This is a genomic window from Legionella sp. 39-23, assembly GCF_001897665.1.
Classification (GTDB): domain Bacteria; phylum Pseudomonadota; class Gammaproteobacteria; order Legionellales; family Legionellaceae; genus Legionella; species Legionella steelei.
In genome coordinates, this window is the sequence record NZ_MKTO01000009.1 from 319781 (window position 1) to 337491 (window position 17711).

Sequence of the window (17711 nt, forward strand, 5' to 3'; positions counted from 1 at the left end):
TTTAAGCACGATGTAGGGGAAAAAATTTGTAGGGATTCTCTGGAATAAATTGTGGCAATGTACTATTTATGAAGGTACCAAATATGATGTGTTTTGCCCCACTTAAATACATTTTATGAAACACTTACCCCCAACAAGGACCTTAAGAAGTGATATAATAGAAATGATTAAGAGTAAATAGTTATAAAATATGCTCATTTGTTGTAGAATAATGAGCGGGAATTTCTAACTGCGAAAAATACAGTTAGGGTTGAGCCCCAAATACTCCCCACTTTCGGCTACTTATAATATTTTAGTTTGACGCTAAAATGGGAGGTTATTTCGGACTCGATCTTTAATTAATGACATTTCAGTTAAAGAGGTATGTAATAAAAAATGAGCATAGTTAAAGTACGAAATATTTTTCTCATCGGACCCATGGGTGCAGGTAAAAGCACTATAGGTCGTGCTTTGGCAAAGGAGCTCAAGTTAGAATTTTTTGATTCAGATGAAGTGATTGAAGAACGTGCTGGTGCGGACATATCTTGGATTTTTGATATTGAAGGCGAAGAAGGGTTCAGACGACGTGAGCAAAAAGTTATCGAAGAGTTAACTCAAAAGACCAACATTGTTTTGGCAACTGGTGGTGGAGTCGTAATCACTCCTGAAAACAGAAATGCATTAGCGGGGCGTGGAACCGTAATCTATCTAAAAACCTCATTACAACAACAGTTCGAAAGAACGAAGCGCGATACAAAACGTCCTTTACTACAGACAAATGATCTTGAGGGCCGATTGGAGTTATTGAGAGACGAGCGCGAGCCATTCTACAATGAATTAGCTGATGTTAGTTTTGAAACAGATAAATTAACGGTCAAAGCAGTTGCAAATAATATAATAAAATATATTTATGGCGAACTTTGAGGTTTATGATCAGGTTGATGTCTCTTTAACTGAACATCAATATCCCATTATTATTTGTCGCAATGGTTTGCAAAATCTAGATTTTCTGCGAACCATTGCCACGTCTTCACAGATTCTAATTGTTACCAACCAAACAATAGCTCCTCTTTATTTAAAACAGGTGCAAGCTGCATTTGGGGATACTCAGTGTGATTTGTTGATTTTAAAAGATGGAGAGCAATATAAAAATCAGCAAAGTTTATTTACCATCTATGATGCATTAATCCAACATAAACACCATAGAGACACAACGTTAATCGCTTTAGGCGGAGGTGTGATTGGCGATATGACGGGATTTGCAGCATCAACGTATCAGCGCGGAGTGAAGTTTATTCAAATACCTACCACGTTATTAGCGCAGATCGATGCTGCTATTGGTGGGAAAACTGGTATTAATCATGCTTTGGGTAAAAATATGATTGGTAGTTTTTATCAACCCCAAGCAGTAATTATTGATTTGGCTACATTAAGCACTCTGCCTGAAAGAGAGTTTCGTGCGGGTTTAGCAGAAATGATCAAATACGCGCTACTGGCTGGAGGTGATTTTTTCAAATTTTTAAGTGAAACGCTTCAACAAGGGTTAACTGCTGAGAGTCCCCAGCTGCCTGAATTAATTGCTGAATGCTGCCGTATTAAAGCGCAATTTGTTGAAACTGATGAAAAGGAAGCGGGGCAGCGTGCGCTACTCAACCTGGGCCATACTTTTGCACATGCCTTGGAAACTTATACTCAATATCAGCAATGGTTGCATGGTGAAGCGGTGGCAATTGGTTTGTATTGTGCAACAGTTTTGTCACATAAAATGCATTTGGTTGATAAGCAATTGGTGGAACAAGTTGAACAAATTTTACATCAAGCAGGTTTGCCACATAAAATCCCAAGTATGATAAATTTGAAAAAGCTCAAAGAGCTAATGCAATCGGATAAAAAAATTAAAAATAACTGTTTACGCTTTGTACTACTTAAGAAACCCGGTGATTGTTATCTTGAAGCTGGAGTAACAGAGGATTGTTTGTATAATGCACTTGTTGCAGCTGTAAGAGGAGAATAAAAATGAAAGAGGGAATGATTCAGTCTGATATAGCGGCTGTAATTCAACCAAGAGTATTGTTTAAACCAGGATCTTGGCTTGCTAAAATTGATTTCATTAATCATTTGATTCTTTTTAACAACGTGCTCATTACGGTTTTATCTGAGAAAGAGGGCGGTAAAACTTCTTTTAGTACTTTGTTACAAAGTAATTTAGATCAACAAATCAAAGCGGTGCCTATGACGGTTAAGGCTCCTTGTAATAGAGAGACCTTAATTCAGGAAATTGCAACTCAACTACATCTGAATCATGATGAAAATACAGACATTAGTTCATTAGTCGCGCAAATTAATGAGCGCAAAGCTCATGTATTACTCTTAATTGATGATGCGCAACATTTGCCAGAATCTTTAATTAAAGAAGCGATGCTAGCAATCAAGAATCAGGAGAATTTTAGTTTCTTTCATCTCTGTTTGATATCAGATTATTCAATTGTTGCAACGCTTAACAACTTAGTCGCTTCGTTTTTTGATAATTTGGTACATACTATAGAATTGGGTTCATTGAATGAAAGTGAAACAAGAACTTATGTTTTACAACGTGCCATGGCTGCCCATTTGATCAGTAAACCATTAACTGATGCTCAGTTTAAGCAATTTTATCAACTGACCAAAGGAAATGTGGCAAAAATTAACAGCAATCTTGAAGCATTTGTATTTAAATGTGCGGCACAAAAGAAAAAAGAGCCACTAAAATGGGTAAAGAAAGCTGGTATCGCAGGCAGCGTCGCTTTAATTGCAGGGCTTGTTGGTTTTTATTTTGCGCAACACTATGATTTTTCATCATTTCATTTAGAGACAATGAGCAATGAAAATACAATAAATCAACAAGCACAATCTGAAGTATTAGTAAGTCAAATTGCTTCTTGGCAGGATTCTTCAACACGACAATTGGTATATGCTTCTTTGCCTAAAAAACAAGTATTAGATGACTTTAGTGATGAAATACCTAGTGATACAGTTGCAATTGTTGATAAGGTTGTTGTGATTCCTAAACTACAAATAAAAAAACTGGCAGCACAGGATGTTAGAATTCCTGAGTCTGAGTTTAAGCGTGAGAGCCCTGAATCTGATCTCACTCGCGAATCAAAATTAGTCGAAATTCCAACTGCAAAACAAAATAAACAAGAACAGCTCCCTAGCTCAAAAAACAATTCTAATTTGTATACCATACAAGTTGCAGCCAGTCATAATATAAAAGATATAGAACGGTTTCAGCAGAATAATAAACTACTCACGCAAGATGCCAAAATAATGCATTTTACGAATGCAAAGGGAGTTTGGTATGTGCTGGCTGTTGGTGAGTATGAAAGCAGGGCTGAAGCACAACGTCACATAAGCAAATTACCCGCACGTTTAGCTAAATTAAAGCCGTGGGTAAGACCCATGTCGAGTCTTGGTTAAATAACAAGGGTAAATCCTGTACATGCTGATAGCCGAAAAGTAGCCTGGGTGAAGACGACGTCCTAACCCGGGTCACTCCGCTTCACCTAGCTACAATATAACAGGTAAAGTTGCTCTGTATACATGGCCAGTCCAAATGCTAGATTAAATTTTAGAATTTAATGATTGCGTTATTTGCTCAATGCGCTCTTCTGCATCTGCATAAATTTGCTTAAAGATATCAAAAAAATCAGTAAAAGACAGATTTTCTAAAGAATGAGCGGTCACACCGTGAGGAGTAGTTACACCTGCACGCAATTGCGCGAAAGAGCGCCCTGATTTTTTTGCTAGCTCTGCAGCACCCAATACAGATTCCAAGGCAATTTTTTCCGCAAGGTCCTCAGGAATTCCTCTACTTATTGCTGCTTTTTGTAACGCTTCAAGGAATAGAAAGACATAAGCTGGTGCACAGCCAACAGGAGCGGTAAGTGAGTCGATCATAGATTCTTGGTCTACCCAGAAAGTATATCCGACTTCATTAAAAAGCGTTTCAGCCAACCGCTTTTGTTCAGCGGTCGTCGAGGTACATGCGAACAACGCAGATGTTCCTTTACAAAATTCAATGGGAGTATTTGTCATTACTCGCATAATTCCCTGCTCATTTTTGTTAAGCCAACGCTTCATGCTGGCAATGTCTATTACACCCGCCAAAGAAATAATAAGAGGTTGCCGTAACTGGATGGTAGGTGCAATTTCCATACATACATCCTGCATAAATTGAGGTTTTACAGCAAGAATTAGAACCTCTGCATTCATAGTTGCTTGAATATTAGTGTTAGCTGACTGAACCCTGAGTTCTTTAACCAAACGCTCCAATTTGCTGGGATCTCGATTGCTGAATGTTATAGCATTTGCCGGATGTCCACTTTTAATAAGTCCCCGAGCCAAAGCACTACCTAAATGACCTGCTCCAATAATGGAAATAGATTTATTTTCAAACATATTGTCTTATATTTCAAATTTTATACAAAAATACCAAGATGAGGAGGTTTATGTCAAGAAACACGTAGAGATAGAGCCAATGAAAAATAATTTTTTTACATTGAATATCCTATGTATCCTGTTACACTAAAAAAAACCAAAAGATCGATCCTCTTCACCAATGTGGTATTGATGCTCAGAGAGGTATGTTAATTTTGATGATTATGGACAAAGAATAATAATGATGGAAACGGTACAAATACAACAAAAAACTCATGCCGTGTGGCGTGATATCAATGGATGGAATTATTATTTTTTGTTGAAATTTGCACTTTTATGGGCCGGATATTTAAACTTTCATCCTTTCATTAATCTGATTTTTTTGTCTCTTTTGCTTTTTCCTTTACGATCAATGGTTCTTCATCGTTGTCGCAATTGGCTCGCTATTCCAATAGGTATTGTACTGTTTTATCATGATACTTGGTTACCTGGGTTAAGTACCATTACGAGTCAAGGAACAAATCTTTTTGCTTTTAGTTCCAGCTATACTCTTGAGCTATTACATCGATTTATTAATTGGGAGCTACTCGGTCTGGCTTTTGTGTTATTAGTTGCTTATCTGTTCTTTTCTCAATGGATTCGTATTACGACGCTTACAGTGATCGCACTTATTTGGTTAAACCTTATTACTCTTACAGGTCCTGCCATTAATCTGTTGCCTGTACAAAACAAAATTGTTGCAACTACGGAAGAAACTAAAGCGGAGGCTAGTCCAAGTGAAGTAGGGCTCAACGATAGCTTACCGCCAACGAATGAGAATCTGAATGCTTATCTGAATCAATTTTATGCACAACAAAAAGGGTTGCATACGGATTTTCCAAATGCTCTTTCTGCTGATGCTCAACCTTTTGATATAATTCTTATTCAGATTTGTTCCCTTGCTTGGGCAGATATAGATGCGGCGCATCTAAGAAATCACCCCATATGGGGAAAATTTGATATTCTGTTTAATGAGTTCAATTCAGCTGCGTCCTATAGTGGCCCTGCAGCAATCCGTTTATTACGCGCAAGCTGTGGTGAAACAACGCATGCTGACCTTTATAAACCTGTTCCGCAAAATTGTTATATTTTGGATAATCTGGCTAAACTGGGCTTTTCTCCAGAGTTTATGCTTGACCATGGGGGGGTATTTGGTAATTTCCTCGATGAGCTTAAAGAGTATGGTGGCTTAGCAAATATGCCCATGATACCAAGAACAGGAGTTTCTCCAGATCTCGTTTCATTTGATGGAAAACTGCTTTCAGATGATGGGCAAATGTTTGACCGTTGGCTTAAACAACATGATGCGTCACAACAAAAACGTAATGTTACTTATTTCAATGAAATCTCTCTCCATGATGGCAATACATATATTGGTGATAATAAACCCGCACCTTATGGACCGCGGGCACAAAGGCTTTTAGATCAAACAATGAACTTCTTTGCCGCATTAGAGAAGGCAGGACGTAAAGCAGTTGTTGTTTTTATTCCTGAACATGGAGCTAATCTTGTTGGCGATAAATTACAAATGCCAGGTTTACGCGATATCCCCAGCCCGAGTATTACGCATATTCCTGTTGGAGTTAAATTTATTGGTTTGAAAACCGGCCCTACCCAAATACAAATAAATGCCCCCAGTAGTTATTTAGCTATTTCAGAATTAATGGCTCGTTTAGCTGATGGAAAGATATTTAGTCAGGATAATGTAGACTTAAAAGCGCTCACCAAAAATTTACCCAAAACGCCATTTGTTTCATCCAATGAGGGCGTTACCGTAATGAAGTATCAGGATAAATTTTATATTTTATTAAAAGGTGATACTAACTGGGTGCCTTATCCTTCTTGATTACTCGTATAACTTGTATTACGTGAACGTAGGCGTCCTCAGCCGAATTGTCATCAAATTTCATGTAGAAAAAACACCTTTATCTCCTATAAGTAAAGAATTTGTTTCATAAACAAAATGTATTATAGACCTATATTAGGCGCTGCTAAAATTGCGAAATACTATAAAACTACTAAAGAAAAAAGCAGTTAAATTGTTGCAGAATCGTCTCGTAATACGTAATAGTAACCGAAGCAACTAGTAATTAACGGTATTAATGTGGGGGTTTTAAATGTTAGAAATGATATCATTCATGTTTATCTGAAATTAATAGTGCTAAATATTAAAATGACCACTCTAAACTCCAATAGAGAGAATAACTTGGATAGTAAAGTTAACGAATTTATTCAAGCGATTCAGAAGTATTTAGGCCATAGAAGGTATAAGTTTTTTGAAACTATTGTGTCATTCTTAATCATTACACTACAAGCAATTACGTTATTTAATTTAATTTATACCTATGAAAATAGTTCTTTTTTTTATTTAATTCTGGTTTTGGTTATTGCGTATGTCGCTACAGATTTGGTTAATGGTTTAGTCCATATGTACATGGATAATAATACTTATTACTCATGTTTAGTTGGGCCTTATATTGCTGCATTTCACTTACATCATGCAAAATCTATTTATCAAATAAGGCATCCACTAAGGGTCTATTTTGATGAGTCGGGAACTAAATTTTGGTTGTTGGTGTATTTGTTTATTTTGGTGAGCATTCAGCTAAATGTTCACTTAGGTGTTTTCTTAAATGTTGGACTGGTCGCTTTTGGTATTTTTTCATCTGTTGCTGAGGTGTCACATTATTGGTGTCATAATGCAACTGAAAAAAATCGACTCATCTTATGGTTACAGAATAATCACGTATTACTTTCTAAAGAGCATCATAAAGCACATCATTGTTCTGATAATACTCAGTATGCATTTTTAAATGGAGTAACTGATCCGCTATTAAATTTAATTGCTGGTTACTACTATAAGGGTTATAAAAATTATGCAGACAAACATACTCGCATTTATATACAACGAACGTTGCACTCAAGACCAAAATAATGACCAACAGAACAATCCCCCGATTTTAATCCTATAGAGAAATTTTGGGCCAACTACAAATCATTCATCAGAAAAATTATTGGCCAATTTCATTCCCTTTCTGAGGCTATTGACTATGCTTTCAAATCGATCATTTAAAAAGCGCTCATCCCGTTTCTTCTTTGAAGAAATTCCCTTGCCTAACAGTTGGTCCCGAGCAATGATAAATAAATCCTGATCCTAGAAGATTTCTCATACCTGTTCAATGCTCAATGAGACATTTTGCACAAGTGGTTACCCTTTACCATATGATAGTAATCGAGCTCTATTAAAACATATTTTTAAGACACAAGGCTTGGCTTAACAGGCCAAGCCTACGTCTATCTAAAGTTAGAATAGGGTACTAAGGGGATAATAGGCATGTCCATATTGCCCTGCCAGCCTTCGAATGAATAGCGTAGGAAAAGAGAGACATGGCTTGGGGTATAATCTGTTGATTGCTGAATATCTACCAGCCCGCCAACAATGAAATGTGAACCCAATCGACGTTCTAGCAAGGCAAGTATAGAATAACCATAACCTGTACTATTACCCCCAGTTTGCAGGGAGTTTTGTGTATTATCAAAATTCGGAATAAGGTTTGGCAGTGGGAAGTTTTGAATATTTTTAGTTGTTGCGTAGGACCAGGTTATAGTGCCGCCTAACTCATAAGACCAGTTTGCAGTTCGTCTGCGATAATCAATTGGCACTGTGAACGACAAATAGAAGTCTGGACTGTAATATCCGCCTTGTCCAAGATTGAAGCCGTATAAGTTTTTATCATAGTGCCAAACCATATTGGTGAGCCCAACGATAAACCGGCGATTGTCTTCGTTGATTAGTTTGTAATAATAACCATCCATTAGGAGAATACGCTGATTCGATTCTACATTTTTCCCTGTTAATTCACTGCCAATGATATTAGCCCAGAAACCGTTTGCTTCACCTCGATCGTAACTAAGTGACAAAGTAAGTCCGGTGGCTACGACCCCACCCCATACAATTCCTGTATTTGGATCTTTTGCACCAGCAAAAGAAAGTAATGAGTTAGTCATGGGGCGCTGTGATGCTGTGATTGTCCAGCCAATATGGCGTATTTCACCGCTATAATTGATGCCGCCAATAAAATTAGTTACAGGAAATCCTATAGGTGTTTCACCGACATCAAATCCCCAAACTGGATTTTGCCATCCACCATCCCAGCTGAGCCCATTTGCGCGTTGGGCTATATCTGTAGTACACCCATTAATATTACAGGTACCAAAGTCACTAAAATATACGCCATCAATTGTCGAAAAGCTTCCGGCACTTATACTCACTGCATCAGTTCGTAAAAATGCGCGTCCGTTTGCATAACCCCAATCTGCTTGTGTTATAGTGTCTTCGGCACGCATATCAGAAGTTCCAGCAGTGCCTGTTAGACGCCAGTAATCTTGATCGACAGTAATGCGCGTTTCTCGTTGCTGATACAGTGAGCCTGCTTCAGCGCGGATGCTGCGTTTAAGCCAATCATCTCCTGTATGATTACGGGTCAACAAAGTATAATAGTCATTGTTGGCAGGCCAAATGGGTGTAATCTCACTTTCGACCATGGCTTTTTTGTAATCTTCTTGCGCCAGTTTAGGCATGCGAAGTTGCGTTTCTAAACGAGCTGCGTCGCGAAATATAAGCGCACTATCTTGACTAGGAGCAGCATTGGCGTTTTCTCGTTTGATACGGTTGAAAATGGCTAACGCTTTTTGTGAGTTGCCTACAGCGTTCCATGCATTTGCTAATCTTCTTTGCATGTTGCTATTGAACGTTAATTTCATTGTTTGCTGCTCTTCCAGCAATTGCTGGGCTTTTTTCTTGTTTCCTAAGGCGATAAGCGACTCTATAACACCTAAGTTGGCATCCGCATTAAGTGGCTCCTGGGTTTTCACCTCTTGATAGTAATTCAATGCTGTTGCAAACTCAGCATCGTTAAAAGCCCAATCGGCCAAAGTAAGCTTGATGGGTATTGTTTGTGCTTGCTGCATTAAATAGGCTGTTGCACCTTGCGTATCTCCACTATCTCGCAATTGTTGCGCGTGTTGCAAAATCAATTCAGCAGTGATGCGTTGCGCCAGTTGGCGCATGCCTTCATTCCATAGTTTTTGTGGAATACTATGGAGTTGATTCAGAGCTTGTTGTAATTTTTCTATACTTGATAAGTAAAGTGCATAAGCATACGCTTGAGTTGGCTCTTTTTTTTGTTTTGAGAGTAACTTCTGAAATAGTTCATTTGCTTTTTTAGTGTTGCCTACATGATTTAAAGCAAGTGCATAATGATAAGTTAGCCAGACATCATCGGGATCGAGCCTCTCTGCTTGGCTGTACTTTTCTATTGCTTTCCCCCATTGGTTGCCTTTTTCAAATTGTGCCGCTTGCTCTTGTAGCAAGGAACTTTCCAAACTACGCCGAGCATCACTAAATTTGCTTTTCACATCGTCAGGCAAACTATTTAGATAATCTAATGCTTTCTTCAATGACTGACGTTTATAGATGCCTACAAGTCCATAAACTGCACTACTCTTACCTGGACTTACGAGTAACGCTTGTTTATATGCTTTTTCTGCTTCGACAAAATTTTTACGAGCAAATGCTACCTCTGCTAGTCCAACCCAAGCATAATAATTTGCATGATCTAGAAGGAGAGATTGCTGATATCTTTTTTGGGCTAAGTCCATATTACCAGTGCGAAATGCATCATCTCCGCTGGCTACCCATAATCCTGCAAGTCTTTCTTTAAGTCCATAAGTCCAATTATCTTGATTGCTGTTGATGGAGTAAATTTTATGTGCATTTAAAAAATTGTAGAGCACCTGCAAATGATTGAATGCATTTTGACGCTGCTTCGGAATATAAGATACGAGACGCCAATATTCAGAACTTAATTCTCGGCTAGGGAAATCCCCATGAAAAAGGGCATCATATTGGGCTTTAGCTGCATCGAGATGTCCAGATATTGCCATTATTCTTGCTTGTTGCAGTTTTTGTATGGCTTCAGGTTCAGTAAGAAATAAACTCATTGCAGCCTGTTTGTATTGATCAGAATTAGGTGCTTTTTGTTTTAACTCAGCAAGCAGTTCTTTTGCTAAAACCAAGTTTTTTTGTCGTATGGCAAGCTTAATTCGAGCAGCAAGAACGTCGGGATCATTGGGGGCGATTAATTGCAGACGATCTAGTGAGTTCTTCACAAAATCATCTCGATAATAAGTTTCGCCCCAAATGACTTGATCCAATAAAAGTTGCTTCGGGTCAAAATTGTCAGCCGAAGCCTTTAGCGCCAAGAAGCCAAGCAATAATAAACCGAATATAGCTCTGGACATCAGTTAATCCAATTATTTTGTCGAGCTATTTCTTTAGAGCTCTCGACTCCAGGTTGGTCAAATGAGTTGATATTCCAAATTACACCTTGAACAAAAATTTTATGTTCGTATAAAGCAATCAATGCACCAAGAGTTTTAGGGGAACAATCGGTCAAGCAGAGAAGATTTACGGGTGTTTCTCCGCCAATGTAACTGTAAGGGTTCTCGCTGTGCTTGCTACCTTTGGTTAAAACCTCCTTGTGGGTACGACATATTTTATTAATTGCATCGCCATCGAAAGTACGAACACAAATTAAATCAGCGGCTACTTTATGAGTTCCTTGGCACAACAGCTGATAGTAACTGTGTTGCGCGTGGTTACCTAGACCACCCCAGATAATGGGGCCTGTTGCATAATCTACTTTACGTCCTTGTCTGTTTATCGATTTCCCATTACTTTCCATATCAAGTTGTTGCAGATAAGGAACAAAATTTTGTAAGTCTTGGGAATAAGTCATGACGAGTAAGTTATTAATGTTTAAAAAATTGATGTTCCATATACCGAATAATGCCATAAGAACAGGTAAGTTTTTTGCAAAAGGCTCATTGCAAAAATGCATATCCATTTCGTATGCTCCGGTCAAAATTTCTGTAAAATTGTCAAAACCAATAGCAATACAGGAAATCAAATTAATCGCTGAGCAGAAGGAATAACGTCCGCCAACCCAATCCCATATTGGAAGAATCGTTTCAAAACCCATTTCTTGTGCTTTCTTTACCTGTGCGGTGACTGCAATAAAATGTCGATTAAAATCGTGTTTTTGGTTAATCCACGATAAGGCTTTTTGGAAGTGAGATAAGGTTTCGGGCGTAGTGAATGATTTAGAGGAAATAATAAATAAAGTCGTTTCTGGGTTTAGTTTCGCAGTAGTCCGTGAAAATGCTTTAGGATCAATATCCGAGATAAAATGAAACCCTAATTTGTCTGTTACCAAATCACTTAATGCATCAACGCAAAAGAAAGGACCAAGCATGGAGCCACCAATCCCTATATTAACCACATCAGTGATGGGTTTTCCTGAGTAACCAAACCATTCTCCACTTCTTATTTTTGTAGCAATGAGCTTCATGGTGTTACGAACATTAACTACTTCAGGCATAATGTTCTGTTCGTTAACCCAGATGGCTTTATTTTCTGGAGCACGAAGAGCTGTATGGAGGACAGGTCTATTTTCTGTATTGTTAATAGGCTTACCACTCATCATGGCATTAATGTGATCATGCAGATTACACTCATTAGCAAGTTCAATGAGTGAATCCATAATCTGAGAATCAACATGTTGTCCGGTATAATCCAGAGTAATATGGTCATAGGATATAAAATAATTTTTTGTTTCTGGATTATGACTAACGTATGTTTTGGCGTATTTTTCGAGTGTTTTCCACGAATTCATTTTTGTAAGCTGTTCCATATATCATCTCAATCTAATTAGGGGCTGTTTCCATTTCTATTATCCCATTTCTACTATCTTGGCCAAGCTGCCCTGATTTTCTGCGCTCCGATGCGCACATACTGCATGTATACTGCGCTTTGGTACTCTAAAATCAAGCCGTTTTGGCTCAAGCTAACGAAATGAAAATTGGCCAAATTGACCTGATTTTCTGCGCTCCGTTGCACACATACTGCGTATATGCTGTGCTTCGGTACTTGAAAATCAGGTCATTTTGGCTAAAGTTAGCGAAATGTCAACAAGTCTGTCTAAGCTAAAAGCCACTTGGAAAATTTCTCTCCCTCAGTTGGGTGCTCTTTTCCTAAATCTACATTAGCTTTTAGAAAACCAAGAACACTTCCACAGTCATAGCGTTTCCCATCATAAGGCTGTGCTAAAACGGTTTCTTTTTTTACTAAACCATTAATTGCATCAGTTAATTGAATTTCTTTATGCTCCTCATGAGGTAATATCCTGATTTGTTCAAAAATACCTGGAGTAAGGACGTAACGGCCTACTATTGCAATATTTGATGCGGCAAGATGTGGTTTAGGTTTTTCCACCAGATGGTGTATGCTTAAAAGGTTTTTATCCCACGGTGCACCTTGAATAATACCATAACACTCTGTTAACTCTTGAGGGACGCTTTCTACTGCAATAATACTATGACCGTATTGTTCATACATTTGGGTTAATTGCCGAATCACAGGCGTCGTACTTGTCATTAAGTCATCAGCAAGTATTACAGCAAATGCCTCATTACAAACAATTTTTTCAGCACATAAAACTGCATGCCCCAATCCTAGCGGTTTTGCCTGACGCACATAAAAACATTCCATATCGTTAGGTGTTACTGATTTGACTATAGATAACAGTTCATTTTTATCATGAAGTTGCAGTTCATTTTCAAGCTGATAGGCGAGGTCAAAATGATCTTCAATGATGTGTTTGTTATGGCAGGTTACAAAGATCATTTGCCGTATACCAGCCGCATAAGCTTCTTCTACTGCATATTGAATCAAGGGTTTATTAACCACAGTTAACATTTCTTTGGGGGCTGTTTTTGTTGCAGGTAGAAATCGAGTCCCTAAACCAGCAACAGGAAATACTGCTTTACGTATTGGTGGAAATGTTTCATTCATTGATAATCTATCCGTTTAGTAACACTATATAATACATATAGATTTTACAAATTACTTTTAAGTATGCACGTAAAATTTTTTGATTTATATAGTTTTTTATCAGATTTTTAATAAAAAGTAAGCGGTTATTTTAGAAAAAGGTTGATGTATGTATTCTATAGATTGGGCATATGCGTATGGACTTCCAAAATCTACGGCATTTTTTAAATGCACTCCTGAAGATTTCCAGGTAAATGAGTTTTTTGATAGTCCATTTTCTGGAGCGGGGGAACATATTCTTCTTAAAATTGAAAAAAAAGGGCTAACAACTTTAGAGGTAGTTAAAGTACTGGCGAAGTTATTGAAAAAACCAATCAAGTCAATCGGTTACGCAGGATTAAAAGACCGACAGGCATTGACGACACAATGGTTGAGTATTCATGCTCCTGGTGAAGAAATTCCAGGCGTTGCGCAACTTGCAGGACCTGGTTGGCGAGTTTTAGAGTGCACCCGACATTATAAAAAATTAAGGCCTGGATTTCTAACTGGAAATCATTTCCTTGTCCGCTTGCGCGAAATTTCCCATAAAGAAGATTTGTTGGCGCGTATTGAACGCATTAAAGAGCATGGCGTACCTAATTATTTTGGAGAACAGCGATTTGGTCGAGATGCGGGTAATTTGATAAAAGCAGAAGAAATGCTCGTTAAAGGGCATAAAGTTAAAGACCGATTTTTAAAAGGGATGTATTGTTCTGCTGCACGTTCATGGATTTATAATCTAATTTTATCACATCGTGTTATGGAACAATGTTGGGATATAGCATTGCCTGGAGATGTAATGCAGCTTCAAGGTTCAAACAGTATTTTTGTTATTGATCATGTTGACAATGAAGTATTACAAAGGATTAAAAATAAAGATATTTCCCCTGCAAGTCCCTTACCTGGAAAAAGCAAGCACAAAGTAAAAGATGAGGCGTTACAATTGGTTCATAAAATTTATCACGACTGGCAATTATGGCTAGATGGTTTAGAACTTTATGGTTTAGAGGAAGACTGGCGCGCCAATATCCTACATGTGGAACAATTTACCTGTTTTATTCAAGGAAATGTGGCTGAGCTAACTTTTAGTCTACCTGCAGGATCTTATGCTACGGCGGTTTTACGCGAGCTAAGTGTCTATCAAAACGAATAATTAGTCCCTAAATCAGGTTTTTTCCATTAAACTCCCCAAGCTTTACTATACTGAACATTAAATGGATGGCTTGGGTGTTTTTGATGCGAAATGAACAATTGAATGCTGCGATAAAACAGGGAAATCTAGAGAAGTTTAAAAGGCTCATGTCAGGGGTAGACGAAGAAAATTTTTTAATGGATGATGAAAATGGTAATACCCTGGCACATCTTGCTGTTATATGCGATCAACCTGAAATTCTGCAAATACTTATAGATAAAGCAAAGGAGTTCGATAGGCCATTATTTGAAATTTCTAATGCCAATGGATTCACTCCTTTGGAATGTTGCTATATCTATTCCTCATCAAAGACGATGTCATTATTAGAATCTAATCCTCAATTAAGTGCTTCAAGTAAGCTGGTTGTTTCTCAAGATTATGAAAAGATAAAGAAATTGTCTCCAAGTGGCTTTCGTAGAGAAGGATTGGGTAAAATTACCGTAGTTGCGAGTGCATTAGGAGATGTAACCGCCTTAAATATTCTTTGGGGGATCACAAGAGACCGGGAAAATTTACTTCGTCATAAAACTCCAGATGGTTGGTCCTGTGTTCACTTCGCTGCATACAATAATCGATTAGAAACAATCCAATTATTCCCTGAACAATTTGCAGCCGAGGTCACTGACAATGAAGGCAATACTCCTTTGATGATTGCTGCTGGTAGAGGGCATTTAAAAATTATTGAGTATTTTCGGGAAAAAGGTGGTGATCTGCATCAAAAAAATAATCATGGCGAAAATGCAATTTTTCTTGCTGCTGTGCAGGGACAGTTAAATGTACTTAAATTTTTAGATAAAGAAGGGGTTGCTTTGTCGGTCATTAATGCTCAAGGTGAGAATGCCTTAATGACTGCTGCTCGAAATGGACACTTCGATTGTGTACATTATCTCCTTACGCGAGATGTGCCTGTTGATTTGCAAAATAAGCAAGGTAAAACAGCGTTCCAAATTGCATTGGAAGCAAAGAAATTCGATATCGCCGATTTACTTGTGACTAAAAGTACTACAAAAGAAAAAGATCAGGCTTTGCTTGATGCCGTAAAGAAGGGGGATTTAGTAGCGGTACAATGGTTAATAGCGCATGGAGCCTCTTTATCCGCAACGGATAAATCTAAAATGACGCCAATGTTGTTAGCAGCAAGTTCGGGAAATATACAATTAATCGATTATTTTCTAATCCAGGAGCCTTCTCCCATTCATGATAAGGACAGTGAAGAAGATAACCTCTTGTTTGTTGCAATAAAAAACCGCCAGACGGATCTTGTGAAACATCTTCTTGCTAGTGGTCTTTTTTCGCTTGAAGATAAAAATTCGAAAGGAAAGACTCCTTTATTAGTAGCTGCTGAAGTGAACTCCGATGAACTTGTCGAGTTTTTCCACCAACAAGGTTGTTCATTGGAGGCCCGAGATGAAGAGGGTAATACTGCTTTTCATTTGTTAGTAGCCAAAGGGAATTTGGGAAATGCGATGAGTTATCTACATACTCACAGCCCTACTTTGATTTTAGAAAAGAATAATAAAAATGAAACTCCTTTACATACAGCAATTATGCTTAAACGAGCAGAAGAAACAGAAGCAATGCTACGTTTAGTTGCGGCAGATCCACAAACAAAAACTAAGTTACTTGAAGCAAAAAATGAGCAAGGCAACACTGCGTTGTTATCGGCAATTCAAGGTCAAAATTCGGAAGCAATACCTTTGCTTTTGGCCGCAGGGGCTGATGTTTTGGCCAAAAACAATAAAGGTCAATCAGTTATTACTATCGCATACTTGAATGTGTTTTCTCAGAATACCCTAAAATGTTTTTTTGATGCATACCATATTGATTACAGAGAATATTACAATCGACGAAGACTTTACTTTATCTTTGGTGGAGAAAAGTTGAACGAAGTTCTTAAATTTCCTAATGCGGAGGTTCAATTTGGTTCGGGTTTATTTGATGAAGGTGTATCGGTTCTGAATCATTATTTAAAAGCGTTTATTCAGGAAAAACATCCAGAGTACTCTTCACAGTTCGCAAACTTATTATCTGCATTAGCGCAATTGCAATCAGACTCCTCAGTGGGGAATATATTAAATCGTTTGGATAGAGAAGGTATGGCTTTTCAGGCAACAGGGTTTAGTGGACATGGTGTTCTCGCTACTTTAAGAAATATGGCAGATGGAAGTATGAAATTATCAATTGCTGAACGAGGTGCACGGGTAGGGGGAGCTCCTTTTTTAAATGATGAAAATAGGAAATTTGCGGCCACCCGCTCACTTATCGTCCCAGAAGACAAACGTCAACGGGTGGTTGAGCTTTTGTCTCAAGCAAAAAATGAACCCCAGGCAAAAGGTGCCGATATCCTATTTAATCAAATACCTGACTTTGTGGGGGAACCCTATCAGTTTTCTACGGTATATCAGAAGAAATTTTTAGATATTTGTTTTTATAGCAATCCCAAAACAGGTTTATATGAGCAATTTATTGAGATTCTTGGGAAGGAGGCTGGGAAGACCTTGTACAAAGAGTTTGAGCTTTATATGCGTGAACAAGAGTTAGAGAAATATAAAGAATTCTGTCAGCGTAGTCATCCTGATGAACATATAGAAGCAAATCCAATTATTGCTGCAGCGCAAGAACTCATTGAAAAAAGACATGCGTCGCTAGACACTGTACCAAAACTAATCTAAGAAAAGCAGATATAGCACCACACGCTAAACTTGATACTGTAGTGCAAGCTCACTAGGCTTCAGTCATGTATTATTTATACGTTTCATTGACAAAAAAAAATGAATTACCTAATACATACAGGAATGCTAGGCCAAATTGGGGGCATTTATTCTCTCTGCAGAATAAAAAATAAGATGATGAATCAGAGTGTTACAGGCTAGATAAAATTGATTTTTTTAATAAAGCAAGCTATGTTTTAAATGGGGAGTCTTATTTATACACAGTTTGTAAAAGGTGTACTATGAATAATCAGATATCAGATCCTCATGGACTGAGATCTCTTGGGCTTCAGGATGATTTGCTTATGCTGAGTAAAATATATTCTTTAACTCAGTTCGTTTATGTTGATATTTCACAACAAGAAATGATCACAGTAATAATGAAACGTTGGATTATATTGAAAGAGTTTAGTGACATTAGCTCAAAAAGATAATAGGAAAA

General features: G+C 37.8%; 12 protein-coding genes. 8 read left to right on the forward strand and 4 right to left on the reverse strand.

Annotated features, from left to right (window positions below; translation table 11 throughout):
- Positions 1-375: 375 nt before the first annotated feature.
- From aroK to BGO44_RS05850, 3 genes are read left to right on the forward strand one after another with little or no spacing between them, the layout of a single operon-like run.
- Positions 376-903 (forward strand): shikimate kinase AroK, encoded by a 528-nt coding sequence (aroK, locus tag BGO44_RS05840; RefSeq protein WP_010653139.1) that lies wholly within the window; start codon positions 376-378, stop codon positions 901-903.
- Positions 890-1993, forward strand: coding sequence for a 3-dehydroquinate synthase (aroB, locus tag BGO44_RS05845; RefSeq protein ID WP_273198593.1), 1104 nt, complete (start codon positions 890-892; stop codon positions 1991-1993). The genes aroK and aroB overlap by 14 nt, the downstream gene beginning before the upstream one ends.
- Before the next feature lie 2 nt (positions 1994-1995).
- Positions 1996-3435, forward strand: coding sequence for an SPOR domain-containing protein (locus tag BGO44_RS05850; RefSeq protein WP_273198592.1), 1440 nt, complete (start codon positions 1996-1998; stop codon positions 3433-3435).
- Between the two features lie 144 nt (positions 3436-3579).
- Here BGO44_RS05850 and proC read toward each other — a convergent pair whose 3' ends face one another.
- Positions 3580-4416: a pyrroline-5-carboxylate reductase gene (gene proC, locus BGO44_RS05855; RefSeq protein WP_273198591.1), complete on the reverse strand. Its 837-nt coding sequence runs from the start codon at positions 4414-4416 to the stop codon at positions 3580-3582.
- A 220-nt stretch (positions 4417-4636) separates the two neighbouring features.
- Between proC and bcsG the strand changes: the two genes are divergently transcribed.
- Together bcsG and BGO44_RS05865 are read left to right on the forward strand one after the other, a co-directional pair.
- Positions 4637-6280, forward strand: coding sequence for a cellulose biosynthesis protein BcsG (gene bcsG / locus BGO44_RS05860; protein ID WP_273198589.1), 1644 nt, complete (start codon positions 4637-4639; stop codon positions 6278-6280).
- Positions 6281-6640: 360 nt separating this feature from the next.
- Complete coding sequence (locus tag BGO44_RS05865; RefSeq protein ID WP_273198588.1) at positions 6641-7369, forward strand: fatty acid desaturase CarF family protein; 729 nt, start codon at positions 6641-6643, stop codon at positions 7367-7369.
- Between the two features lie 359 nt (positions 7370-7728).
- On the opposite strand, the gene bcsC is transcribed toward BGO44_RS05865, so the two are convergent.
- The 3 genes from bcsC to galU form a co-directional block, all read right to left on the reverse strand.
- Positions 7729-10737, reverse strand: coding sequence for a cellulose synthase complex outer membrane protein BcsC (gene bcsC, locus BGO44_RS05870; protein ID WP_273198587.1), 3009 nt, complete (start codon positions 10735-10737; stop codon positions 7729-7731).
- Positions 10737-12188: a glucose-6-phosphate isomerase gene (gene pgi / locus BGO44_RS05875; RefSeq protein WP_273198586.1), complete on the reverse strand. Its 1452-nt coding sequence runs from the start codon at positions 12186-12188 to the stop codon at positions 10737-10739. The genes bcsC and pgi overlap by 1 nt, the downstream gene beginning before the upstream one ends.
- A 287-nt stretch (positions 12189-12475) precedes the next feature.
- Positions 12476-13348 (reverse strand): UTP--glucose-1-phosphate uridylyltransferase GalU, encoded by an 873-nt coding sequence (gene galU, locus BGO44_RS05880; RefSeq protein WP_058512144.1) that lies wholly within the window; start codon positions 13346-13348, stop codon positions 12476-12478.
- A gap of 148 nt (positions 13349-13496) precedes the next feature.
- Between galU and truD the strand changes: the two genes are divergently transcribed.
- The 3 genes from truD to bcsR all read left to right on the forward strand — a co-directional run bounded on the left by truD (position 13497) and on the right by bcsR (position 17703).
- Positions 13497-14519, forward strand: a complete 1023-nt coding sequence (gene truD / locus BGO44_RS05885; RefSeq protein WP_273198584.1) for a tRNA pseudouridine(13) synthase TruD — start codon at positions 13497-13499, stop codon at positions 14517-14519.
- Between the two features lie 83 nt (positions 14520-14602).
- On the forward strand, positions 14603-17230 hold the full coding sequence (locus tag BGO44_RS05890; RefSeq protein ID WP_273198582.1) for an ankyrin repeat domain-containing protein: 2628 nt from the start codon (positions 14603-14605) through the stop codon (positions 17228-17230).
- Between the two features lie 344 nt (positions 17231-17574).
- On the forward strand, positions 17575-17703 hold the full coding sequence (bcsR, locus tag BGO44_RS05895) for a cellulose biosynthesis protein BcsR (RefSeq protein WP_353743533.1): 129 nt from the start codon (positions 17575-17577) through the stop codon (positions 17701-17703).
- The last annotated feature ends 8 nt before the right edge of the window (positions 17704-17711 follow it).